17 protein-coding genes and 1 tRNA gene are annotated in these 21942 nt (G+C 66.3%); 5 read left to right on the top strand and 13 right to left on the bottom strand.

Going from position 1 to position 21942, the window contains the following annotated elements:
* Positions 1-73: 73 nt before the first annotated feature.
* Positions 74-1393 (top strand): polyamine export protein PaeA, encoded by a 1320-nt coding sequence (gene paeA, locus AC1Q6V_RS03830; protein WP_010812984.1) that lies wholly within the window; start codon positions 74-76, stop codon positions 1391-1393.
* Here paeA and AC1Q6V_RS03825 read toward each other — a convergent pair.
* From AC1Q6V_RS03825 to AC1Q6V_RS03790, 8 genes are all read right to left on the bottom strand, one after another.
* Positions 1275-2405 carry a phosphatase PAP2 family protein gene (locus AC1Q6V_RS03825; RefSeq protein ID WP_439669010.1) on the bottom strand — a complete coding sequence of 377 codons (1131 nt, stop codon included), beginning with the start codon at positions 2403-2405 and terminating at the stop codon, positions 1275-1277. The two genes, paeA and AC1Q6V_RS03825, sit on opposite strands and share 119 nt — an antisense overlap.
* Positions 2398-3327, bottom strand: coding sequence for a DUF1653 domain-containing protein (locus tag AC1Q6V_RS03820; RefSeq protein WP_439668633.1), 930 nt, complete (start codon positions 3325-3327; stop codon positions 2398-2400). The genes AC1Q6V_RS03825 and AC1Q6V_RS03820 overlap by 8 nt, the downstream gene beginning before the upstream one ends.
* Before the next feature lie 219 nt (positions 3328-3546).
* Positions 3547-5904, bottom strand: a complete 2358-nt coding sequence (locus tag AC1Q6V_RS03815) for a spermine/spermidine synthase domain-containing protein (RefSeq protein WP_439668632.1) — start codon at positions 5902-5904, stop codon at positions 3547-3549.
* Between the two features lie 64 nt (positions 5905-5968).
* Positions 5969-6928: a phosphatase PAP2 family protein gene (locus AC1Q6V_RS03810; protein ID WP_439668631.1), complete on the bottom strand. Its 960-nt coding sequence runs from the start codon at positions 6926-6928 to the stop codon at positions 5969-5971.
* Positions 6929-7941: 1013 nt separating this feature from the next.
* A tRNA-Ser gene (locus tag AC1Q6V_RS03805) sits at positions 7942-8031 on the bottom strand.
* A gap of 90 nt (positions 8032-8121) precedes the next feature.
* On the bottom strand, positions 8122-9426 hold the full coding sequence (gene serS, locus AC1Q6V_RS03800; RefSeq protein WP_454750218.1) for a serine--tRNA ligase: 1305 nt from the start codon (positions 9424-9426) through the stop codon (positions 8122-8124).
* A gap of 124 nt (positions 9427-9550) precedes the next feature.
* Positions 9551-10918: a replication-associated recombination protein A gene (locus AC1Q6V_RS03795; protein ID WP_011614682.1), complete on the bottom strand. Its 1368-nt coding sequence runs from the start codon at positions 10916-10918 to the stop codon at positions 9551-9553.
* A 69-nt stretch (positions 10919-10987) separates the two neighbouring features.
* Positions 10988-12121 (bottom strand): ABC transporter ATP-binding protein, encoded by a 1134-nt coding sequence (locus AC1Q6V_RS03790; protein WP_454750217.1) that lies wholly within the window; start codon positions 12119-12121, stop codon positions 10988-10990.
* A gap of 122 nt (positions 12122-12243) precedes the next feature.
* Between AC1Q6V_RS03790 and AC1Q6V_RS03785 the strand changes: the two genes are divergently transcribed.
* Entirely contained in the window at positions 12244-13887 is a 1644-nt protein-coding gene (locus AC1Q6V_RS03785) for an ABC transporter permease (protein WP_454750216.1), read from the top strand.
* 108 nt (positions 13888-13995) lie between these two features.
* Positions 13996-14667, top strand: coding sequence for a hypothetical protein (locus AC1Q6V_RS03780; RefSeq protein ID WP_010812992.1), 672 nt, complete (start codon positions 13996-13998; stop codon positions 14665-14667).
* Between the two features lie 34 nt (positions 14668-14701).
* On the opposite strand, the gene AC1Q6V_RS03775 is transcribed toward AC1Q6V_RS03780, so the two are convergent.
* Both AC1Q6V_RS03775 and AC1Q6V_RS03770 read right to left on the bottom strand, forming a co-directional pair.
* Positions 14702-15739, bottom strand: a complete 1038-nt coding sequence (locus AC1Q6V_RS03775) for a Fe(3+) ABC transporter substrate-binding protein (protein WP_011614680.1) — start codon at positions 15737-15739, stop codon at positions 14702-14704.
* Positions 15740-15959: 220 nt separating this feature from the next.
* The gene (locus AC1Q6V_RS03770; RefSeq protein ID WP_454750215.1) at positions 15960-16286 is read right to left on the bottom strand and encodes a hypothetical protein; all 327 of its coding nucleotides are present in this window, start codon (positions 16284-16286) and stop codon (positions 15960-15962) included.
* A gap of 256 nt (positions 16287-16542) precedes the next feature.
* Between AC1Q6V_RS03770 and AC1Q6V_RS03765 the strand changes: the two genes are divergently transcribed.
* Positions 16543-17643 (top strand): NAD(P)-dependent alcohol dehydrogenase, encoded by a 1101-nt coding sequence (locus AC1Q6V_RS03765; protein WP_010812995.1) that lies wholly within the window; start codon positions 16543-16545, stop codon positions 17641-17643.
* A 16-nt stretch (positions 17644-17659) separates the two neighbouring features.
* Here the strand turns inward: AC1Q6V_RS03765 and AC1Q6V_RS03760 are convergent, their stop codons facing one another.
* Together AC1Q6V_RS03760 and lolA are read right to left on the bottom strand one after the other, a co-directional pair.
* Positions 17660-18097 (bottom strand): hypothetical protein, encoded by a 438-nt coding sequence (locus AC1Q6V_RS03760; RefSeq protein ID WP_010812996.1) that lies wholly within the window; start codon positions 18095-18097, stop codon positions 17660-17662.
* Between the two features lie 8 nt (positions 18098-18105).
* Positions 18106-18741: an outer membrane lipoprotein chaperone LolA gene (gene lolA, locus AC1Q6V_RS03755; protein ID WP_439668629.1), complete on the bottom strand. Its 636-nt coding sequence runs from the start codon at positions 18739-18741 to the stop codon at positions 18106-18108.
* Positions 18742-19048: 307 nt separating this feature from the next.
* Between lolA and AC1Q6V_RS03750 the strand changes: the two genes are divergently transcribed.
* Positions 19049-19519: a hypothetical protein gene (locus AC1Q6V_RS03750; RefSeq protein WP_439668628.1), complete on the top strand. Its 471-nt coding sequence runs from the start codon at positions 19049-19051 to the stop codon at positions 19517-19519.
* Positions 19520-19558: 39 nt separating this feature from the next.
* Here AC1Q6V_RS03750 and AC1Q6V_RS03745 read toward each other — a convergent pair whose 3' ends face one another.
* Complete coding sequence (locus tag AC1Q6V_RS03745) at positions 19559-21898, bottom strand: DNA translocase FtsK (RefSeq protein WP_454750213.1); 2340 nt, start codon at positions 21896-21898, stop codon at positions 19559-19561.
* Between the last annotated feature and the right edge of the window lie 44 nt (positions 21899-21942).

Genomic DNA, 21942 nt, shown 5'->3' with positions numbered 1-21942 from the left:
GATTGACAGCCGCGCGCGGCGTGCACCATCATCAAGCCGCCTGCAGGCACAACCTGCGTGCGCCAAACCGCCTATGTTCGTCCTGACCCTGATCGCCCTTGTCCTTGTCAGCGCCTTTTTCTCGGTCTCCGAGATCGCGCTGACCGCCGCGCGCCGCACCAAGCTGCAAGTCCTGTCGGAGCGCGGCGATGGCCGCGCCACGCGCGTACTGCGGCTCAAGGAAGAGCCCGGGAATTTCTTCACGATCGTGCAGATCGGCGTCAACAGCGTGGCCATCCTGGCCGGTATCCTCGGCGAGAAGCATGTATCGGACCTGCTGCTGGAAACGCTGTCGCCCTATATGCAGGTGGTCCACGCCCAGCGCGTGGCCAATATCGGCTCGTTCCTGATCGTGACGCTGCTGTTCATCCAGTTTGCCGACCTGATCCCCAAGCGCATCGCCATGACCTTCCCCGAGCGGTGCGCGGTGGCGGTGATCGACCCGATGCTGACGCTGCTGCGCGTGCTCAAGCCGCTGGTCTGGATCTTCAACGCCGCCGCCGATGCCACGCTGCGGCTGCTGCGCCTGCCGACCAAGCCGGTCGACCAGATCACCACCGAGGACATCGCCGCGATGGTCGATGCCGGCGCCGAAGCCGGCGTGCTGCACAAGCATGAACTCCACCTGATCGAAAACGTGTTCGAGCTCGAGTTCAAGAGCATTACCGCGATCATGACGCCGCGCGACGACGTGGTCTACCTGAGTCTCGACGAACCCGCCGACAGCGTGCGCCGCAAGCTGGTCAACCAGCCGCACGCGCAATACCCGGTGTGCGGGCACGACCTCGACGACGTGCAGGGCTATATCGATTCCAAGGACATCCTGCAGCTGCTGCTGGCCGACGAGAGCGCCACCGTGATCAACAATATCGGCCGCCACCACGACAAGAACGTGCTGGTGATCCCCGACACGCTGACCCTGTCCGAGGCGCTCACGCGCTTCCGCGAGATGCACCAGAACTTTGCCGTGGTGATGAACGAATACGGGCTGGTGGTGGGCATTGTCACGCTGGACGATATCGTCGGCGCGCTGATGGGAGACATCCTGTATTCCAGCGAGGACGAGCAGATCGTGCGGCGCGACGACAGCTCCTGGTTGGTCGACGGCCTCACCCCGCTGGTGGACCTGAAGAAGGCGCTGGATCTCGACACCCTGCCCGGCGAGGACTATGTCGACACCGCGGCCGGGCTGGTGATCTATTCGCTCAAGCGCATCCCGAAGAAATCCGAGTCGATCACCGTGGCGGGCTATCGCTTCGAAGTGCTGGACATCGACCATCACAAGATCGACCAGCTGCTGGTGTCGCGCCTGCCGCAGGCGCCGGAAGCCGAAGCGCCGCCACGGCTGGCGTAGGCGCGACGGCCTGCCGGTAGCGCTCCAGCGTATCCGGCAGCCGGAACCACGCCACATAGCTGAACGCCACCACCACCGCTGCCGCCGCCACCGCGCCCAGCCGCCATGGCGCCACCGATTCCTTCGGCGCCGGCACGTGCAGCGTGCGGTAAGCCGTGCCGAGCAGCGCGATCCATGCCAGCCCCAGCGCATAGCCTGCAGCGACATCCGACAGCCAGTGCATGCCCAGGTACAGCCGCGATACCCCGATCGCCGCCACCGCCACCACGGTCAGTGCCAGCACCGGGATGCGCACGCGCCACGGCTGGCGCAGGCACATCAGGAAGGCCAGGAAGCCATAGGTGACCATGCTGCTGGTGGCGTGTCCGCTGGGGAAGGAATACGATTCCAGGCCGCTGTAGATGCTGGCCGGGCGCATGCGCGCCATGCCCAGCTTGAGCGCCATCACGCAGGCGCGCGCCCCCAGCAGCGCGGCGGCCCAGTACAGGGCCACGGTCCAGGCGCGCCGCCAGCACAGCCACGCGAACACCGCCACGCCCACCGTCAGGGAAATGCGCGCGCCGCCCAGTTCGGTCACTGCCACCATTGCGATATCGAGCCAGTCGGTACGCAAGGCACGCAGCCATGCAAACACGATCTGGTCGATGCGCACCACGCCCCCGCTTTCTGCGACCTCGCCGGCCAGCCAGAACAGGGCGCTGCCGCAGGCCAGCAGCACGGCGCCGGCCAGCAGGACCACCAGCAGCTCGGCCATGTCGCGCTCGAGCATGCGCAGCGTGAGCGTGCTCAGCCGGCGCGGCTGTGCGGCCACGCGCGCGGACAGTGCGCCGGCCCCCCACACGCGCCACCGGTCCAGCCAGCGCACCACCGGCCGCAACAGCGCCACCAGCAGCGGCACCAGGCTCAGCAGCAGCACCGTCACCAGCGTGAACAGCGCCAGCAGCCCGAGCGCCGTGCCCGGCGTGAGCCAGGCCTCGGCGAAGGCGCTCGCGCCTGCCGGCACGTCAATCACGGGACCCACCCGCGGCGCCGACGATGCGGGCGATATTGGCGCGCGCCGGCGCCTCGCAGTCGGCAAAGGCGTCGGTCAGGAATAGTCGCGGGCGCTGCGCCAGCTTGCCCAGGAACGCCGCGCGGCGGCGCATGAATTCAGTCTCCAGCGCCTCCCCCTGGAGACCGGTGCGGGCGGCCAGCATGGCGCGGTTCTCGGCGAACACATCCAGGCTGTGGGCATCGAACATTTCCGAAGCCGCGGCCAGCCTGAGCAGGTCGAGATCGAGCACGGTGTCGGCGCCGGCAATGCTCGGGCCATGGCCGCGCGTATCGAGCACGATCTGCGCGGCACGATCCAACACCGCGCGGTCCTCGCCGGGCGCCACCGTTTCGATCAGCGCGGCTGAGGCGGCTTCGTTGTGCCCGCACCCCGCCACATAGACCGCGTCGTGGCACAGCACCGCCAGCGCCTGCGCGCGGTCCAGCGCAATGCCGCGCGCGTGGGCGGTCTCGAACATCTCCAGGATATGGCGGCTGTCGTGGTAGTGCCGGTACGGCGTATCGTGCAGCGCCAGCACATCGAGCACCGCCTGGCGGGGCAGGAAGTCCAGGCACGCCAGCGCCGCGGGCCAGGCGGGCGCAAAGCGCGGCACCTCGCCCTGCGGCGTGGCCACCGGTTCACTGAACACATCGGCGCGGCGCACCCACAGCAATGAGGGATCGCGCATCGCGCGGTAGACCACCACGGGCGCGAGATCGGCCTCGAAGCGGCCGATGCCGACTGCCGTGTAGGCGCCGCCCTTGTAGTGCCGGTACGGCATGCCGGCGACCAGGTTGGGGTCGGCCGGCAGTTCGGCCGGATCGCCGTGGAAGGCCGGTGCTGGGGGTTGGCTGGCGGGTGGCTGTGTCATGGTGCGGCATCCTGCGTTGCGGATCGCCATGATAGTGCACCCGGCAGCGCGTCCGGTACGCAGGCCAGTGCGGCGGCCCATGCCCGCCGCATAAAGAACTGGCCTCGGAAAGGCAAAACCGACGCGCACTTTCGTGGGCGTCGGCCGATCTCGCGTCTGTCTTGAGGCCAGGAACTGCGATTGCAGCGACGACCATATCCAGTCGGTCGACGAGGAAATCCAGCAGCACCTTTATCGGATCGACAGCGCTCACTCGAGACCCATCAAGTGACGCCATTCGGTACCCATATTGTCGTCGGTGACCTGCCTCAGCCCAACGGTGCGGGCCAGGATGCGCGGACAGGTTTCCATGGGATCATCGCGATGAGAGCTGTCAGCGTGCAGCGAGGATTCCCACTGGGTCATCCAGGCATTTGCGACGATGCGGTCTTGGCCGCGACCCACGTCGACGATCGGCCGGCCATCGATGCGATAGGCTTCCAGAGTGCGGCGGAGGTGTTCGAAGTCCCAGGCCAGCGGTGCACGCGACACAACCATATGGTTGCTGAAACGCGCCCCGTGGGGGAATGCCAGACAAGCCGTGCGCTGAACCCGCTCCGAATCGGTGGTGTTGTAGTAAAGGACTCCCCCTGGCGTCAAGTGGGCATCGGCCAGTTGAAGGAATTCGGCGGACAGCAGATTAGTGGCATTGGCCCTGAAATGCCAAGTCGTATTAGAGACGATAGCGTCAAAGCGCCGTTCGCGGTTCATGCGCAACCAGCGGCGTCCGTCGTCAATCACGAGAGTCACCTTGGGGTTGCTCAGTATCGATGCAACTTCCGCCGAACCCGCCACCAACTCAACGTAGCCGGGATTGATCTCCACGATTGTCAGCGATCGCACTTCCGGATTGTTGGCAATCACCTGCGCCCACGAACCGGATGAAAGTCCGATCATCAGCACGTCGCGCGGGTGGCGGTGGAACAGGTTCAGCGCATAGGGACGAAAGATGCCATTTGTGTCATGCCGCAGATCGACGTTAAAACGGCCGTCATACATACCGCCGCCATACACCGTACCCTCCCGATCGACTGTGATGATGCCGCTGCGGGTTTCGATCACGTGGGCGAAAGGCCCCTTGGCGTCGGGTGAACCTTTCCATAACAGCGTTTCCAGTACGCCGTTACTAAGCGCAGGCAGCGCCGCTACGGTCAACATGCCGATAGCGGCGGCCCAGCCGACATGCCAGCGCTTCACCACCGGTGGCAGAGGCAGCCATACGTGCAGCAACAAGGAACATGCGACACCAGCCCCCACCAGCACCATGGAAATGCTGACCAGTCCGAGATGCTCCATCAGGACAAACCCGGTAAGGATGCTGCCCGTGACAGAGCCGACTATGTTGGCGAGATAGAGTAGCGCAATGCGCATGCCGGCATGGCCATCGGGGGACACGCCCCAATGGGCCAGGCAAGGTAGCAGCGCTCCCCAGTTGCGGGCCACCACGAACACCGCCAGCAGCGAGACGCCAAGCTGCGCGCCACCGGGCACGGGGAAATGCGCCAGCAGTGGCAGAAACAGCAAGCCCGCCAGATTGGCCTTGAACAGCGAGCCTGCCAACTGCCGCATGCCGTCCTCGAGCGCCCCGCCGCACCACTCCCCCGCCTGGCGCGATCCCGAGGCGATGCCGATCAAAAATGCTCCCAAGGTAGCCGCGAAAGCCGAGGCGCCGCTCCCGGAGGCATAAGACACCGTGCGGAAGAAGAAGATCTCATATGAGAGCGAGATCGCCCCGCCAGCACAAGCCAGGGCCAGCACCGCGCCAAAGGGCAGGGCCGGTGTAGCAGTCGGTAGAACCTGCGATTGTGCCGCGCCCGTATCGCCCCCACCACTGTCGCGCCAGTGCGCGACCAACGCCCCGACCGCCACCGCTGCATTGATGGCAACCGCCACGTACACCGCAGCCTGCATGCCGAGAAAAGGGAACAGCAACGCCGTACAGACTAGGCAAGCGACGCCAGCCCCCAAGGTATTGACGTAGTAGAGCAAGCCGACGGAGCTGCCGACGTTACCAGAGCGTCGAGCCAGATGACCGACCAGGACCGGCAGCGTGGCGCCCATGAGCAGCGTCGGCACCAGCACCAGCGCCAACGCCACTGCCGCTGTCGCGCTTAACGGCAGACCCAGCGCAAGGGTGCCAACCCGGTCGAAAACATCAAGCGACACGAGGCCGAAGGCTCCAGTGAGAAGCTCGATGGCAGCCAGCAGCGGAAGCAAGGCAAGGCCGCGTCGTTTCGACAGCAACCCGCCCGCGAGACTGCCGAGCCCAAGCCCCAGCATGAAGGCGGTGACAACGATAGTCACCGACTCGATATTGACACCAAGAATCCGAAACAGAGCGCGTTGCCATATCAGCTGGTAAATAAGAGCCGGAAAACCGGAAAAGAAAAACAAGATGCAGAGGGTATGCGTCCAACGTGGCGCAGTGGCATCCGCCGGGGCTTTGCCGCCGTCTTGAACCCGTGTTGCCGTCGGCAATGCGGTTGCGATCAAGTTTCTCGATTTCATGGTTCCCCCCTCCAGCCGACGATTATTCTTGTCGGTCGTGCGTTCGTGGTTCGAATACATCCGAAACACACCTCCTCAGCCGCACAGCCAGCCAATGCAAAAAGGGCATGCGGCGCGCTCCGGCTCAGACCGGCTGAGGCGCTGCGGCTGGTTCCGCCCTTACTGGCGCGCCCCTGCCGGCAAGCAAGCGCAGCGCGCCTGCTGTCACCACCCACAATCCCACGCCAGCCACAACATCGATAAGAAAGTGGCCACCCTCGGTGGGTGTAGACACGATCATCAACAGGTTAAGCAGGCCGATGATCACCACGCCCACCCGCGTCCAGCGCATCGCCTGCACAAAGAACAGCGCCATGGCCGTGTGATAGGAGGGAAGCGATACCAGGCCCTGCATTTGTGCGAGGTCGAACACCCGCATCGACCCTTCACGCAGCGCGCTGAAGTGTGAAACGGTCGCCATTTCTGCAGGACTCGCCACGCCGAAGAAAACGAAGGCCCCCGCGGCCGGCCACGGTGCCGCAATCAGCAGCAGGAGCACGGATGAGAGCATCAGATTGGAAAGGAACTCCCGCAAGTAAGCAGCCCGCCCAAGCAATCCGACTAGCATTGGCACCAGCACCAGTTGAGGCAGACCGCTGGCGTAGGCCAACTGCAAAACGACGTTCAGCGTCGACTGCGCCCGCACCCAGGCATAGGCCCGCAGCCAATCAAAGCCTAGCATCGCATCCAATGCCGCCAGCCTGGCGTCCACCAATGGAGGGGCCAGCGTGACAAGCAAGTAGGACAAGACGCACGTGACACTGGTGAATGCGACCAGCAACGCGCCACACTGCGCTACCAGTGCCAGGCGTCGGTAGTGCAATCCGCGCGAAGTCGTCGTTATGCGTGGCAGGCCCGCAATCAAACTCAGCACCAGGGAGATGGCCGCCAGCATGGCCACCGCCAGGCAACGCGAGACTAGACCGCTATGCGTCACCGAACGCCCGCTGGCCATCAGCCAGACAAAATCCAGCACCAGAATCACGAGCACAATCGCCCATCGAATAGCGTCGCTGCGGGTAAACACCCTAGTATCGATTGTCATTTTGCAGCCCCCCCCGGAACCGTACGACGGCAAACCTAGGCATGCTTGAGGACGCATGGCGCATCCACTCGCCAACCTTCGGCGAGCCGACCTGCCTGCACTTTCTTTGCTCCAATCTCGGCGTTATGACCCCACACCCACCCCATATCGTTCGCGGAGGTCCTTGTACTTGACCTGCTTGTGTCCGCCGCGAGGATGTCCTGGGCGTAGTTCTGGGCCTGCACGGTCTTGGACTGTGCGAAGTCACACTTCACGCTTTGGTAAAAGGCTGGCGCAGCATAGCCCTGCCGGAACTCGCGATGGATTGGCCCAATGGCCGTCCCGGAAGCGCCCGAACAGATGAGCTCATTGCGAGAGCAATCGTCCGACATGGTTTGGGCTGTCATCCAGCCGTCCGGCGAGTTAAGCAGTCCTGTCCAGAATCGCTGCCCGACGGCGCACCCATTCTGGTCGAAGAACATCTCGCTGCCGGTGGACGTTGTTGCCTCCCACCCGACAACATATGACTTGTAGTCGTTGCGTTGGCAGGAAGTCGTGGCGCACGCGCCCGGCAACAAGGTGGTGGCTGGAACCGCCACATTTAAACGCCTCATGACTCCCCCCCCCGGGTAAGGCTTCGCTAAATCTTGCGACAGTTCTGCCACGGGAGGCATCCGCCAAAAGTAGGAGGGCTGGCAAGTCTCAGGAGGAGGGGGCCCGTTATCAGCTTATCTTCAGCACGGCTTGATCGCTCGGGCATTTAGCAATAAGGACGTTTATCCGCTGGGCGTCTAGTCATGTTCGAACTGGTTGCCAGCGAGTCGACGCACGTGCCGCACGAAACCAGGCCCGTATCGCCAGCCGGCGGCTCCCCATGCGGGAGTCCATCGCGTACGTCGGCCAGCGCTTGCGCCATCCCTCGGAGGGGGGCGCGCCAGAAAAACAAAACCGACGCGCACTTTCGTGGGCGTCGGCCTGAGTTTTACTACACTGTTTTTGCCTGTCCGGTGGTCGAGCCGGGCAGCTTCTTATTTTGGCGGAGAGGGTGGGATTCGAACCCACGGTACCGTCGCCGGTACGCCTGATTTCGAGTCAGGTACATTCGACCACTCTGCCACCTCTCCGGTAACTTGTTGCCGTGTGGCGAAACCAAAATTATAGCCATGTCCGGCCAACCAATGCAATAGGCTGGCAGCGGATTTTTTCGGTTCGCTTTATATCTCCGGTTCCAGGCGGGTGATGCCGCCCATGTACGGCTGCAGCGCGGCCGGCACGGTGACAGAGCCGTCTGCGTTCTGGTAGTTCTCGAGGATCGCCACCAGCGTGCGGCCCACGGCCAGCCCGGAGCCGTTGAGGGTGTGCACCAGCTCCGGCTTGCCCTGCCCCGCGCGCATGCGCGCCTGCATGCGGCGCGCCTGGAAGTCGCCCATATTCGAGCACGAGCTGATCTCGCGGTAGGTGTTCTGCGCGGGGATCCACACTTCGAGGTCGTAGGTCTTGGTGCTGCCGAAGCCCATGTCGCCGGTGCACAGCACGATGGTGCGGAACGGCAGCTCCAGCTTCTTCAGGATTGCCTCGGCGTGGCCGGTCAGTTGTTCCAGCGCCTCGAACGACTGCGCGGCCGGCACCACCTGCACCAGCTCGACCTTGTCGAACTGGTGCTGGCGAATCATGCCGCGCGTGTCCTTGCCATACGAGCCGGCCTCCGAGCGAAAGCACGGCGTATGCGCGACAAAGCGCAGCGGCAGCTTCTCGCCGGCGACGATGGCGTCGCGCACGATATTGGTCAGCGGCACCTCGGCGGTCGGGATCAGGTAGAAGTTCTCGATGCGCTCGCCGTCTTCGCTGCCGACCTTGCGCGGCACCTTGAACAGGTCTTCCTCGAACTTGGGCAGCTGGCCGGTGCCGCGCATCGAGGCGGCGTTGACCATGTACGGCACGTACATCTCGGTGTAGCCGTGTTCCTGCGTATGGGTGTCGAGCATCAGCTGGACCAGCGCGCGGTTCATGCGCGCCAGGCCGCCGCGCAACATCGAGAAGCGCGAACCGGTGACCTTGACCGCGGTGTCGAAGTCCAGGCCCAGCTTCTCGCCCACGTCGACGTGATCGCGCACGGCGAAGTCAAACTGGCGCGGCTCGCCCACGCGGCGCACTTCAACGTTCTGGGTTTCGTCGTTGCCCACCGGCACGCTTTCATGCGGCAGGTTGGGGATGGCCAGCATCAGCTCGGCCAGGTGCGCCTGGATCTCGTCCAGCCGCGCGGCCGAGGCCTTGAGCGTGTCGCCGATGCCGCCAACTTCCGCCATCACGGCCGAGGCGTCCTCGCCCTTGCCCTTGAGCATGCCGATCTGCTTGGACAGGCTGTTGCGGCGCGCCTGCAGTTCCTCGGTCTGGGTCTGCAGTTGCTTGCGTTCGGCTTCAAGTGCCTGGAACGCCGCAACGTCGAGTTGGTAGCCGCGCGTGGCAAGGCGTTGCGCCACGGCGTCGATGTCTTTGCGGAACAGCTGGATGTCGAGCATGTTGCTTTGGTGAAGTGCAGGGCCAGCGACATGCCGGCGGACCCGCCATTTTACTGCACCGGCCCCGTCCGGCGCGAACCGGGCGATGCCAGGCCAGCGCCGTGTTGCCGGCTCACGCCACCGCTCACTCCCCGCCCTTGCCGCCGTCCTTTGGCTTGGCCACGCGCTGCTCGCGATGCCAGGCGGCATCCAGCTCGCGCAGGTGGCGCAGCTTCTCGGCGATCTTGCCCTCCAGCCCGCGCGGCACCGGCTGGTACCAGTCCTGGGCCTTGAGGTCGTCCGGGAAGTAGTGCTCGCCGGCGGCGTAGGCCTCGGGCTCGTCGTGCGCGTAGCGGTAGGCGTGGCCGTGGCCAAGCTCCTTCATCAGCTTGGTCGGCGCGTTGCGCAGGTGCACCGGCACCGCGCGCGACTTGTCCTTGGCGACGAAGGCGCGCGCCGCGTTGTAGGCGTTGTAGCCGGCGTTGGACTTGGGCGCCACGGCCAGGTAGATCAGGGCCTGGCCCAGCGCCAGCTCGCCCTCGGGCGAGCCAAGGCGCTCATAGGTCTCGGCCGCGTCCAGCGTGATGCGGGCGGCACGGGGATCGGCCAGGCCGATATCCTCCCATGCCATGCGCACGATGCGCCGCGCCAGGTAGCGCGGGTCGGCGCCGCCGTCGATCATGCGGCAGAACCAGTACAGCGCCGCGTCCGGGTCCGAGCCGCGCACGGACTTGTGCAGCGCGCTGATCTGGTCGTAGAAGGCGTCGCCGCCCTTGTCGAAGCGGCGCAGGTTTTCCGACAGCGCGCTGCCCAGCAGCGCGGTATCGATCTGCGCGGCGCCGGCGGTGCGCGCGGCACGCGCCACGATCTCGATATTGTTCAGCAGCTTGCGCCCGTCGCCATCGGCCGAGGCCACGATCAGCTGCAGTGCTTCGTCCTGCCAGCTCAGGTCGCCCGCCTGTGCGCCGAGTTCTTCGCTGGCGCGCAGCGCCAGCTGGGTCAGCTCGGCATCGTCCAGGCTCTTGAGCACATAGACCGCAGCGCGCGACAACAAGGCACCGTTGACTTCGAACGAGGGGTTCTCGGTGGTGGCGCCGATAAAGGTGAAGAGCCCGCTTTCCACATGCGGCAGGAAGGCATCCTGCTGGCTCTTGTTGAAACGGTGGACTTCGTCGACGAACACCAGCGTGCGCCGGCCGTGCGCGCGAAACTGCTCGGCGCGCTCGACCGCCTCACGGATGTCCTTGACCCCCGACAGCACCGCCGACAGCGCGATGAACTCGGCGTCGAAGGCACTGGCCATCAGCCGCGCCAGCGTGGTCTTGCCCACGCCCGGAGGGCCCCACAGGATCATCGAATGCGGCTCGCCGGACTCGAACGCCACGCGCAGCGGCTTGCCCGCACCGAGCAGGTGCTGTTGCCCGATCACCTCGTCGATGGTGCGCGGGCGCAGGCGCTCGGCCAGCGGTTGCCGGGAACGGTCGGGAGTATCGGAAAACAGCGTGTCCGCCACGGTATTCAAGCCTTGTGAATGCAGAACGCCACAGTGTAGACCATCGGCGCCCTGCCCCGGCGTGGCACGCTAGGCGGCAAATGCCACCACATCCTCGATCTCGACACGGATGCCGATGCGCTCGCCCACGGCATGGTTGTGGTGGGACGGCACCAGCGCCAGTACGCGGCCGCCGCTGGCCAGGCGCAGCGTGTACAGGATCTCGGCGCCGCGGAAGGCCTTGTGGACCACCTCGGCGCGCATCGGGCTGGCGTCGTCGTGGATGATGTCATCGGGGCGCACCAGCACGTCTACGGCGGCGCCAGCGGGCAGCGCCAGCGGCGCCGCGGGGCGCAGCAGGCCCAGTTCCAGTTCAATCTCCGCGGTCTCGCGCAACCGCCCCGCCATCAGCACGCCCTGCCCGATAAAGCCCGCGACAAAGCGCGATGTCGGCCGGTGGTAGAGGTCGTGCGCGCTGCCCCACTGCTCGATCACCCCGTCGTGCATGACGCCGATCTCGTCGGCCATGGCAAAGGCCTCGTGCTGGTCGTGGGTGACCAGAATCGCGGTGGTGCCCTGCGCCTTCAGGATCGCGCGCACCTCCAGGCTCAGGCGTTCGCGCAGGTCGACGTCGAGGTTGGAGAACGGCTCGTCGAGCAGCAGCAGCTCCGGGCGCGGTGCCAGCGCGCGCGCCAACGCCACGCGCTGCTGCTGGCCGCCGGAAAGCTCATGCGGATATTTGCGGCCCGCGCCGGCCAGTCCGACCAGCTGCAGCACCTCGTCCACGCGCGCCGCGCGCCCGGCGCGGCTGGCGCGCACCAGGCCGAAACCCACGTTGGCCGCCACGTCCAGGTGCGGGAACAGTGCATAGTCCTGGAACACCATGCCGATGCGGCGCTGCTCCGGCGCCAGCATCGCCCCGGACGACGACACGACCTGCCCGTCCAGCACGATGCGGCCGTCCTGCAGCGGCTCGAAACCGGCGATGGCACGCAGCACCGTGGTCTTGCCGCAGCCGCTGGGCCCCAGCAGGCAGGCGATATTGCCGCGCGCCACCGAGAACGACAGCCCCTTGACCACCACATGGCGGCCAAAAGCGTGACGGATATGGTCGACCTCGATGACAGCGGCGCCAGCGCCAGTGACGTCAGCAACACCTGCGCGAGTCGCCGGCCGGCTGCGGGCCTGGGCGCCGGACAAGCGTGAATAGGAATCGGTTCGCATGTGCGCATTATAGGGACGCGGCCGGGGGCCGTGAGCGCCTTTCGGGGCAAATGCGTGCCCCACATTGCTAGAATGCGGCAGCCCGCACGCTGTGCGCGGCACTTCCGCCCACTTTCCGACGCATGCTCCTGTCCAGCCGCCGCCGCTTCCATCCCCTGACCCTGGCCACCCTGGTGATGGCGCTGCTGATCGCCGTGCCGGTGCTGGTGATCGCCTCGGCCGTGCTGCTGCCCGCCGGCGACACCTGGCGCCACCTGATCGACACGGTGCTGGCGGAATACGTGCTCAACACCGTCTGGCTGCTGTGCGGCGTCGCCGTGGGGGTATTGCTGCTGGGGGTGACCACCGCCTGGCTGGTATCGACCTACCGTTTCCCGGGCCACGCCGTGATGGAATGGGCGCTGGTCTTGCCGATGGCGATGCCCGCCTACGTGATCGCCTATGCCTACACCGACGCGCTGCAGTTTGCCGGGCCGGTGCAGGGCTGGTTGCGCGAGCTGACCGGCTGGAAGGCGCGCGAGTACTGGTTTCCAGATATCCGCTCGCTGGGCGGCGCCATCGCCCTGTTCTCGCTGGTGCTGTATCCCTACGTCTACCTGACCGCGCGCGCCGCCTTCCTGCAGCAGACCCAGAACACGCTGGAGGCCGCGCGCCTGCTCGGCCACGGCACCTGGAGCCGGCTCTGGCGCGTGGTGCTGCCGCTGGCGCGCCCCGGCATCGTTGCCGGCACCGCGCTGGCAATGATGGAAACGCTGGCCGACTTCGGCACCGTCGCCTACTTTGCCATCCCGACTTTCTCCACTGGCATCTACCGCGCCTGGTTCTCGCTTGGCGACAAGAACGCCGCGGCGCAGCTGTCGGCATGCATGCTGCTGTTCGTCGCCGCCATCCTGCTGATGGAGCGCGCCAGCCGCGGCCGCGCGCAGGTCTACGGCAACCAGCGCCGCGCCGTGGCCTGGACGCTGGGCGGCGCGCGCGGCTGGCTGGCGCTGGCCGTATGCATGGTGCCGGTGCTGCTGGGCTTCCTGATTCCCGCGCTGATGCTGTGCCGCATGGCCTTCACCGACGGCGATGCGCAGTTCGGCGCGCGCTTTGTCGGGCTGGTGCGCAACAGCTTCCTGCTGGCCAGCGCCACCGCGCTGGCCGCGGTGACGGTCGCGCTGGCGGTGGGCTACGCCGCGCGCGCGGCCAACGGCAAGCGCAGTTGGCTGATGCGCGGCCTGACGCGGCTGTGCGGCATGGGTTATGCGCTGCCGGGCTCGGTCATTGCCGTGGGCGTGCTGGTGCCGGTGGCGCGGCTCGACAACGCGCTGTCGGCCTGGCTGCAGCAGCAGTTCGGGCTCTCGGTGGGGCTGCTGCTGACCGGCGGCATCGCCGCGCTGGTCTATGCGCTGCTGGTGCGCTTCCTGGGCGTGGCGCTGCAGACCGTCAATGCCGGGCTGGGCAAGATCACCCCCAGCATGGATGCGGCCGCGCGCAGCCTGGGCCACGGCCCCGGCGCCACGCTGCGGCGCGTGCATTTCCCGATGCTGCGAGGCAGCCTGCTGACCGCGGCACTGATCGTCTTTGTCGACGTGATGAAGGAGTTGCCGGCCACCTTCGTGATGCGCCCGTTCAACTTCGACACGCTGGCCGTGCAGGCCTACAACCTCGCTGCCGACGAGCGCCTGACCGAGGCCGCCACCGCCTCGCTGGTGATCGTGGCCGTGGGCCTGCTGCCGGTGATCGTGCTGTCGCGCACGATCCGGCGCGAAGCGCAGCGCTGAGCCTCCCACGCTTCTTGCCCTAAAGTCGCGCCACAACGCGCCGATAGCCTTTTATGGCCCGGCGTTCGCCCGGGAGCGAACAGCGGCAGGCCTGCCGCGCAAGAACCTATGCTGCGATATCACATCCTGCTGTTCAAGTTGAACCGGCTGAGCCGCAACAAGCTGAGCGGCGTGGAAGAAGTCTCGCTGGCCGGACAGCTGGCCGAGATGGTCGATTCGGCCGACACCGCCGCGCGCGTCATCGCCGACCTGTTCGATCACGCCAACCCGCAGGTGCGCCGCATCGCGCTCAACGCGATCCGCCGCGCGCGGCAGTTCTCGTCGCCCGAGCTGCAGCCCGCGCTGGTGCGCCGCATGGCCGATGCCGAAGCGGTGCTGCGCCATGACGCCGTCTGGATCGTGCAGGAAACCCGGATGGATGGCGCCGAACTGCGCGCCGCGCTGCGCCGCGTTGCCGGCAAGGTGCAACTGCCGTGGGACGCCGAGCGCGCCCGCGCCAATCCCGGCGACATCGCGCTGGCCGCGCAGGTGCGCGCCCGCATGGCGCTGGACAAGCTGCTGGAAAAGAGTGCGGCCGAACGCAACCAGGCACTGGCCGCGATGGCGCTGGGCGGGACCTCGGACCAGCCTTATGCCGAAGGCACGGTCGGCCACAAGGGCCTGCTGCACCGCGCACTGGTGCGGCGACAGGCGGGGCGGCGGCTCAACAGCAGCGTGAAGCTGACGTTCCGCAAGCTGGAGCCCACGCAGGTGACTGGGAACAAGCGGTTCCTGCTGTAGCAGGAACCGCACCTACTGCAAAGGCCGTGGCGGCTTACTTGAAACCGGCGCGGTCCACCAGCTTCTGCGCTTGCGGCTGGTACTTGCCCAGCTCGGCCACGTTGATGGTGTCGGCCTTGAACGTGCCCAGCGCTTCCAGCGCCGGATTGCTGACCTTCACGCCCTGCACCACCGGCCATTCGTTGTTGCCGTCGGCAAAGTAGCGCTGCGCCTCGTCGCTGGCCAGGTACTCCAGGAACTTGACCGCCGCTTCCTTGTTGGGCGCATGCTTGAGCATGCCGCCGCCCGAGACGTTCATGTGCACGCCCTGGCTCGACTGGTTCGGCCACAGCACGCCCAGCTTGTCGGCCACGGCCTTGTCTTCCGGCTTGGTCGACTTCAGCAGGCGCGCGATGTAATAGGTGTTGGCGATGGCCACGTCGCACTCGCCGGCGGCAACCGCCTTGAGCTGGTCGGTGTCGCCGCCCTTGGGCACGCGCGCCAGGTTGGCGGCCACGCCGCGCGCCCACTGCTCGGTGCGTGCCTCGCCATCGTGGGCGATCAGGCTGGAGACCAGCGACAGGTTGTAGACATGGCCGCTGGAACGCGTGCAGACCTTGCCCTTCCACTTGGGATCGGCCAGGTCTTCATAGCTGGCGATATCGCCGGCCTTGACCGCGGTCTTGTTGTAGGCAATCACGCGGCCGCGCGCCGAGAAGCCGAACCATTCGCCATTGGGGTCGCGATAGTTGGCCGGGATGCGCGATTCCAGCGCCTTCGACTTTACCGGCGCAAACACGCCAGCCTGCTGGGCGCGCCACAGGCGGCCGATATCCACCGTGATGAACACGTCCGCCGGGCTGTTGGCGCCTTCATTGCGGATACGCTCCAGCAGCGGGTCTTCCTGGCCTTCGATGCGGTTGATCTTGATGCCGGTCTGCTTGGTGAAGTTGGCGTACAGCGCTTCGTCCGTCTGGTAGTGACGCGCGGTGTAGAGGTTGAGCACCTTTTCCTGCGCCGCAGCGGCGAGCGGCAGGGTCAGCAGGGCCAGCGCCGCAGCGCGCGGCAGCAAGGTTCGGATAGTGGTCTTCACGCGGATGGCTCCCCAGCATGGTTTGGGCAGCCGCCGGGGACCCCGAGGCCGCCCGGTTATTGGATTCCGGTCAGCGGGAAACAATATTGATTCTTGTTCAGGCGGTCAAATTACATTTCTGTCATGTTGACGCCCGTTGACCGATCAATACCAGGGAGATGCCCGCACTAACCTAATCGCCCCCTGTGCGAAGACGAACCGGCAAGGCGGGCGCCGAATCTCAGCCGCGGCGTACCCAGACCACCTTGCCAGCCTTGACGCCCAGCGTGCGGCGTTGCGGGTTGTAGTCCATGGTGCCGGGGAACTGCTGGCCGTCGCGCTCGCCCAGTCGCCACGCGCAGCCCTGCAGCAGGCCGATGGCTTCGGCCTCGGGCTTGCCGACCAAGGCATCGTCGGCCAGCTTGTCGGCGGCACAGCCCTCCGGCGTGCCACGCGCGCCTTGCGGGCCGGTCGGCGCGGGAGCCGCGCAAGCCGCCAGCAGGGCCCCGCCCGCCGCCAGCATGGCGGACTGGCGCAGCCAACGCCGGATGGTTCGCGTCGCAATCATGTCGTTCTCCTGATGGATTTGGCGAGTATGAGGATGCTGGGACACACGGCACACCGCGGCGTTCAGCTTCTTTGCACACCGATATGAAACTTTTGCCAGATTACGTTGTATTGCGCACATTTTCAGTGTGGCTTCGGCTTGATCTGGATAAACCGAGCTATAAGCCATGCGTGCTATCAGTGAGTAAGCGGGCCGGCAACGTCCCGCACCACTCCACCCACCGCGCATCCCTCTGCGCCTTCCCTGGGAGCAACGCATGACCGCAATGATGAAAGCCGCCGTTTTTGTCGAGCCTGGCCGGATCGAACTGGCAGACAAGCCGATCCCGGATATCGGCCCCAACGATGCCCTGGTGCGTATCACCACCACCACCATCTGCGGCACCGACGTGCACATCCTCAAGGGTGAGTACCCGGTGGCGAAGGGCCTGACCGTGGGCCATGAGCCCGTCGGCATCATTGAAAAGCTCGGCAGCGCGGTGACGGGATACCGCGAAGGCCAGCGCGTGATCGCCGGCGCAATCTGCCCCAACTTCAACTCCTACGCGGCGCAGGACGGCGTGGCCTCGCAGGATGGCAGCTACCTGATGGCCAGCGGCCAGTGCGGCTGCCACGGCTACAAGGCGACCGCGGGCTGGCGCTTCGGCAACATGATCGACGGTACCCAGGCGGAATACGTGCTGGTGCCCGACGCCCAGGCCAACCTGACGCCAATCCCCGATGGCCTCACCGACGAGCAGGTGCTGATGTGCCCCGACATCATGTCCACCGGCTTCAAGGGCGCGGAAAACGCCAATATCCGCATCGGCGACACCGTGGCCGTGTTCGCGCAGGGCCCGATCGGGCTATGCGCGACCGCCGGCGCGCGGCTGTGCGGCGCCACCACCATCATCGCCATCGACGGCAACGACCACCGGCTGGAGATCGCGCGCAAGATGGGCGCGGACGTGGTCCTGAACTTCCGCAACTGCGACGTGGTGGACGAGGTCATGAAGCTGACCGGCGGGCGCGGCGTGGATGCCTCGATCGAGGCGCTGGGCACGCAGGCAACCTTCGAGCAGTCGCTGCGCGTGCTCAAGCCCGGCGGCACGCTGTCCAGCCTGGGGGTCTATTCAAGCGACCTGACCATTCCGCTGTCGGCTTTCGCCGCGGGGCTGGGCGACCACAAGATCAACACCGCGCTGTGCCCCGGCGGCAAGGAACGCATGCGGCGGCTGATCAATGTGATCGAGTCGGGGCGGGTCGACCTGGGAGCGCTGGTGACGCACCAGTACAGGCTGGACGACATCGTCGCGGCCTACGACCTGTTCGCCAACCAGCGCGACGGCGTGCTGAAGATCGCCATCAAGCCGCACTGACGGCGGCGCCTCGGGTTCAGCCCTTGGCCCGGGCGGCCAGCGCCTGCATGGCGTCGGCCGGCAGCGGCCCATGGCAGGTGCGCTCGCCGCCGGACTCGCTGACCACCAGCCATACCTGGTCCGGCTGGCCCTTCGGATGCAACAGCCAGGCCGGGCCGCGCGCATTGCTGCTGGGCGGCAGGTCTTCCAGCACGCCGGTGCTGGCCGACTGCAGCATCACCGCGCACTCGGTGGCGGACACGCGCGTGGCCTTGAGAAAGCCAGGATTGCCCAGCACTTCGGGCAATCCCGAGTCCGGTGCGCGCAGGAAGGAATCGACATCGAACTTGCTGGCACCGCCGCCGCTGCTGGCACATGCCGCCAACAGCAGCGCGCCGGCACTGGCCAGCAACACGGCGTGCTGGCTGCGCCGCGAACGGATGGTGACTGCGGGACCTTCCTGCGGATCGTTCATGGCGGGCCTCACTGCTTCATCACATCGGCGCCCTTGGGCACCGTAAACCGGAATGCATCGGCCGCCAGCGGCGGGTTCTTCTGCATGCCCGTGAAGGTCAGCAGGGTGGTGTTGCCGAACGCGTCGCGCAGTTCCATGGCTTCAAGATTGCCGGCCTTGAAGCCGATGCCGATGCGCTCGAACTGCGTGTCCTTGGCCTTGGGCGTCAGCTCCAGCCACTCTACGCCGTCGCGCGTCGGGCCGTTCTTGACCACGAAGTTCTTTTCCAGGTCGTTGCTGCCGAACAGGATCGCCGCCGGGCTGGAGCCGAGTGCGCCGTCGAGCTTGCGCTCCGTGACCTGGTTCAGGTCCTTGTCATAGATGTACAGGGTCTGGCCGTCGGCCTGCAGCAGCTGGTCGTAGGGCCTGGTATAGCGCCAGGTGAACTTGCCCGGGCGCGAGAACACAAAGGTGCCGCTGGAGGTGCCGGTCACCTTGCCGTTGGCGCCCTGCCCCTTGACCTGGCGCTGCGTGAATTCGCCGCGCGCGCTCTTCACGCCGGTGACAAAGCTCTGCAACTGGTCAGTGGCTGCGGCATGGGCCGGCGCCTGGATGGCAAACATCGCCAGCGCGGCGCAGGCCGACACGATGATGCGGTTGCGCATGGTTCGGGTCCTGGTAGTTATGGAGGGCGTCGCCGCGTGTGCGGCGCCCAACGCTGTAGGCCGCTGCACGGGCAACTTGTCTGTTTAGAGCAGGCGGCAGCCGGAGGATTCCACACGGCCCGCGCTCGCGGGTAACCGGATATTACGGCAGACACCGCGGGAACCGCGCCTGTTCTGCGGCGAAAACTCTGAATTCGCGGGAAAGGGCAGCCTGTGGCGATATCCCGTATCCAGGCGAAACACTTACTTACCGGCCGGGGCGGTCATAATGCAAGGCATGCACGTAGAGCAATCGCCACATCGCCTTATGCATGTTGCTTCGCTGCAAGGCGGCCATTCCGACCGGGCCAGCAATATGACAACATCCAATGCTTCCGAGGACAAGCGTACCGATGGCCGCCTGCCGTTCCGGCACGGTTTCAGGCGCCTCGATCGCGACGAGATCGACAGGATCGCGGCGCGCAGGGTCAGGATCGAACTCGAAGCTCGACGGGGAAAGACTGCCGCTACCAAGCTCCTTAGTCCCGCCATGGTCGGCACAGGCATCCTGGCGGGCGTGGCCTTTGTCTTTTCCGTGATGACATGGCTGAATGAGACCACGCAAGACAAGGTCGACAAGGCCACCGCGCCGCTCGCCACCCGGATGACCGAGATGGACCGCCGCCTCACGGATCGCCTCGATGCGGTCGATGCGCGCATCGAGCGCCTGGAAGTGCGCGTCGACAAGCAATTTGAAACCATCAACACGAAGCTCGACGTGCTGCTCAAGCGCCGCTAGCACACATCACAGGCCGCATGGGAGGAGCGCTGGCAGCGCTCAGTCATCGTCACGCGCGGCCGCACCGCCACCCTGCGCCAGAATGTCACGATTGCCGTTGCCCGACATCGCCGACACCAGCCCTGCCTTCTCCATATCCTCCAGCAGCCGCGCGGCACGGTTGTAGCCGATGCGCAGGTGGCGCTGCACCAGCGAGATTGACGCGCGCCGGTTCTTCAGCACCACCTCGACGGCCTGGTCGTACAGCGGATCGGCCTCGCCGCCGCCGCCGCCAATGCCGGCACCGCCGCCAAACCCGTCGCCGCCGCCGGCGTCATCGGTCAGGCCGCCTTCGAGGATGCCCTCGATGTAGTTGGCTTCGCCGGATTCCTTGAGCTTTTCCACCACGCGGTGGACTTCCTCGTCCGAGACAAAGGCGCCGTGCACGCGCACCGGCAGGCCGGTGCCCGGCGCCAGGTAGAGCATGTCGCCCATGCCCAGCAGCGCTTCGGCGCCCTGCTGGTCGAGGATGGTGCGCGAGTCGATCTTGCTGCTGACCTGGAACGCGATCCGGGTCGGCACATTGGCCTTGATCAGGCCGGTGATCACGTCCACCGACGGACGCTGCGTGGCCAGCACCAGGTGCAGGCCGGCCGCGCGCGCCTTCTGCGCGATGCGGGCGATCAGCTCTTCCACCTTCTTGCCGACCACCATCATCAGGTCGGCCAGCTCGTCGATGACGATGACGATGGTGGGCAGCCGGTCCAGCGGCTCCGGGGCGTCCGGGGTCAGGCTGAACGGGTTGGGGATCTTTTCTTCGCGGGCCGCGGCCTCGTCGATCTTTTTGTTGTAGCCGGCCAGGTTGCGCACGCCCAGCTTGCTCATCAGCTTGTAGCGGCGCTCCATCTCGCCGACCGCCCAGTTCAGGGCATTGCCGGCCTGGCGCATGTCGGTCACCACCGGGCACAGCAGGTGCGGGATGCCCTCGTAGACGCTCATTTCGAGCATCTTCGGGTCGATCAGGATCAGGCGTACGCTTTCCGCCTTGGCCTTGTACAGCAGCGACAGGATCATCGCGTTGATGCCGACCGACTTGCCCGAGCCGGTGGTGCCGGCCACCATGCAGTGCGGCATGCGGGCCAGGTCGGCCACCATCGGCTTGCCAGCGATGTCCTTGCCCAGCGCCATGGTCAGGCTGGACGAACTCTCGTTGTAGACCTGCGAGCCGAGGATTTCCGACAGGCGCACGGTCTGGCGCTTCGGGTTGGGCAGCTCCAGCCCCATGTAGTTCTTGCCCGGGATGGTCTCGACCACGCGGATCGACACCAGCGACAGCGAGCGCGCCAGGTCGCGCGCCAGGTTCACCACCTGGCTGCCCTTGACGCCGGTGGCCGGCTCGATCTCATACCGCGTGATGACCGGGCCCGGGTAGGCCGCCACCACCTTGACCTCGACGCCGAAGTCCTTGAGCTTTTTTTCGATCAGGCGCGAGGTGAACTCCAGAGTCTCGGCGCTGACGGTTTCCTGGTGCGGCGGAATCGGGTCCAGCAGCGACAGCGGCGGCAGGTCCGAGTCCTGGATATCGGCAAACAGCGGCTGCTGCTTCTCACGCTCGACGCGCTCATGCTTGGGCACTGCCTGCGGGCGCACGATCTGCACCGGCGCCGCCTCGTCGATGCGCACGCGCTGCACCTCGACGGTTTCTTTGCGCTCGGTCTTGGCGGCCTCGCCGATGATGCGGTCCTGCTTGCTCTCGCGGCGGGCCTTGAAGCCCAGGAACAGGGTCTCGACAAAGCCGCCGACGTGCTCGGCCACGGTCAGCCAGGAGAAATGGAAGAACAGCGACAGCCCGATCGCCAGCAGCAGCAACAACAGCAGGGTCGCGCCGGTGAAACCCAGCGCCACCTGCAGCCAGCCGCCCAGCAGGTCGCCCAGCACCCCGCCCGGCGCGCGCGGCAGCGCGGCGCGCAACGGGTACATGCGGATCGCCTCCAGGCCCATGCTGGAGAACAGGGTCAGACCAAAGCCGATCCAGCTGACGGTCACGCCCTGGCGGTGCAGGCCGGGGTCCGCGCGCTCGGGCAGCTCGGCGGTCAGCGTGCGCCAGCCGCGCCAGCAGCGGCGCACCAGCAGCACCGCCAGCCAGTAGGCGGAAAAGCCGAAGATGAAGAACAGCACGTCGGCCACCCAGGCGCCGACGCGCCCGCCCAGGTTGTGGATATCGGCCACCTGGTTGGCATGCGACCAGCCGGGATCGGTCTTGCTGTAGCTGGCCAGCACGCACAGGAAACCCAGCGTGACGGCCAGCAGCAGGAACCAGCGGACCTCTCCCAGCAGTTTGCCGATGCGGGATGGCAAGGCTGAGGGATCGGTGCGGGTGGTCGTGGTAGCTCGGGCCATGCCTGGTTAAGACTCGCGTGTAAGGTGATTCCGGATGCGTTTCG

It is taken from the genome of Cupriavidus sp. GW823-FHT07B10 (assembly GCF_058794355.1).
This window is presented reverse-complemented; position numbering and strand designations above follow the sequence as displayed.